Annotated in this window: 1 pseudogene; it reads right to left on the reverse strand. The window is 64.4% G+C overall.

Annotated features, from left to right (window positions below):
- Positions 1-48: 48 nt before the first annotated feature.
- Positions 49-2,789 (reverse strand): annotated as a pseudogene (gene rpoB / locus ACQKDV_RS19025) (DNA-directed RNA polymerase subunit beta); the annotation flags it as partial.

The following is a 2,789-nucleotide window of genomic DNA, read 5'->3' on the forward strand; positions in this document are numbered from 1 at the left end:
TGGCGACGATGACCGGCATCAAGCGCATGCGCTCGCAGGCGACGTCTGAAGCGGCTCGTCGTGGTTGTAGATGTCGTCCAGGAACTTGCGCAGGTCGGCAACCGCCGCCTGGGCTTCCATCATCGCCTGGATCTTGCGACCCAGACCCTTGGCTGCCCAGCCCAGGTGCACTTCCAGGATCTGGCCGATGTTCATGCGCGACGGCACGCCCAGCGGGTTCAGCACGATGTCCACGGTTTCACCCGAGGCCATGTACGGCATGTCCTCGACCGGCACCACGTTGGAGACCACACCCTTGTTGCCGTGGCGGCCTGCCATCTTGTCGCCCGGCTGGATGCGGCGCTTCACGGCCAGGAACACCTTGACCATCTTCAGCACGCCCGGGGCGAGGTCGTCGCCGGCGGTGATCTTGCCGCGCTTGTCGGCGAAGCGACGCTCGAATTCCTTCTCGTGCGCCTGGATCTGCTTCTGTGCGCGCTCGATGGCTTCCGAAGCGTCCTCGTCCTTCATGCGCAGGGCGAACCAGTCAGCCTTCTTCAGGCCGTCCAGGTAGGCATCGGAGATGACGTCGCCCTTCTTCAGGCCGGCACCACCGTTGACCACCTTGCCCACGATCTGCGAACGCAGGCGCATGTAGATGGCCGCTTCCAGGATGCGGAACTGGTCGTCGAAGTCCTTCTTGACGCGCTTGATTTCAGACTCTTCGATCTGGCGGGCGCGCTTGTCCTTCTCGATGCCGTCGCGGGTGAAGACCTGCACGTCGATGACGGTGCCGTCCATGCCCGGCGGAACGCGCAGCGAGCTGTCCTTAACGTCCGAAGCCTTCTCGCCGAAGATCGCGCGCAGCAGCTTCTCTTCCGGGGTCAGCTGGCTTTCGCCCTTCGGGGTGACCTTGCCGACCATGATGTCGCCGGCGCGGACTTCGGCACCGATGTACACCACGCCGCTTTCGTCCAGACGGTTCAGCGCCTGCTCGGAAACGTTCGGGATGTCGGCGGAGATTTCCTCCGGCCCCAGCTTGGTGTCACGCGCGACGCAGGTCAGCTCTTCGATGTGGATCGTGGTGTAGCGATCCTCTTCCACCACGCGCTCGGAGAGCAGGATGGAGTCTTCGAAGTTGTAGCCGTTCCACGGCATGAACGCGATCAGCATGTTCTGGCCCAGGGCCAGTTCGCCGATATCGGTGGACGGACCGTCGGCCAGGACGTCGCCGCGGGCGATGACGTCACCCACCTGGACCAGCGGACGCTGGTTGATGCAGGTGTTCTGGTTCGAACGGGTGTACTTGACCAGGTTGTAGATGTCCACGCCTGCATCGGTCGCGCCAACGATCTCTTCCTCGTTGACCTTGACCACGATGCGGGCCGCGTCGATCTGCACGATCTCGCCACCACGACGGGCGTTGACGGTCACACCGGAGTCACGCGCCACGGCGCGCTCGATGCCGGTACCGACCAGCGGCTTCTGCGCACGCAGGGTCGGCACGGCCTGACGCTGCATGTTCGCGCCCATCAGTGCGCGGTTGGCGTCATCGTGCTCCAGGAACGGAACCAGCGCGGCCGCGATGGACACGGTCTGCATCGGCGAGACGTCCATGAAGTGGACTTCCGCCGGCGGCTTCAGCAGCGATTCGCCCTGGAAACGGCAGGGAACGAACTGCTCGGTCAGCACGCTGTTGGCATCGGTCAGGGCGTTGGCCTGTGCGATGACGTACTCGTTTTCTTCGATGGCCGACAGGAACTCGACTTCATCGTGAACCTTGCCGTCGACCACCTTGCGGTACGGGGTCTCGAGGAAACCGTACTTGTTGGTGCGGGCGTACACGGCCAGCGAGTTGATCAGGCCGATGTTCGGGCCTTCCGGGGTTTCGATGGTGCAGACGCGACCGTAATGGGTCGGGTGCACGTCGCGCACTTCGAAGCCGGCGCGCTCACGGGTCAGGCCGCCCGGGCCCAGGGCCGAGACGCGACGCTTGTGGGTCACTTCCGACAGCGGATTGTTCTGGTCCATGAACTGCGACAGCTGCGAGGAGCCGAAGAACTCCTTGATGGCTGCGGCAACCGGCTTGGCGTTGATCAGCTCCTGCGGGGTCAGGCCTTCCGACTCGGCCATCGACAGGCGCTCCTTGACCGCGCGCTCGACGCGGACCAGGCCGACGCGGAATACGTTCTCGGCCATTTCGCCGACCGAACGCACGCGACGGTTGCCCAGGTGGTCGATGTCATCGACCACGCCGCGACCGTTGCGGATCTCGGTCAGGACCTTGATCACGTCCAGGATGTCGGAGCTGTCGCCATGGGCGCCAACCAGGCGCTTGGACTCTTCGTCGTTGCGCTCGCCGAAGTACTTGCTGTCGTACAGCACGGCTTCGCCCGTGGTTTCCTTGCGGCCCACGCGACGGTTGAACTTCATGCGGCCGACCGCGGACAGGTCGTAGCGCTCGAAGGTGAAGAACAGGTTGTGGAACAGGTTCTGCGCGGCATCCTTGGTCGGCGGCTCGCCCGGACGCATCATGCGGTAGATTTCGACCAGGGCTTCCAGCTGGGTCTTGGTCGGATCGATGCGCAGGGTGTTGGACAGGTACGGGCCACGATCCAGGTCGTTCACCCACAGGGTGCCCACCGCGTCGACGCCAGCCTTGCGGAAGGCCTGCAGCTGCTCGTCGCTGATTTCGTCGTTGGCCTGGGCCAGCAGTTCGCCGGTCGAGGCATCGACCACGTCGTGCGACAGGATGCGGCCGACGTGAGCCGATGAACTTACGGTGCCTTGCTGCCAGCCGGCGGCGTGGC

Source organism: Stenotrophomonas sp. NPDC077659 (assembly GCF_050268705.1).
GTDB lineage: Bacteria > Pseudomonadota > Gammaproteobacteria > Xanthomonadales > Xanthomonadaceae > Stenotrophomonas.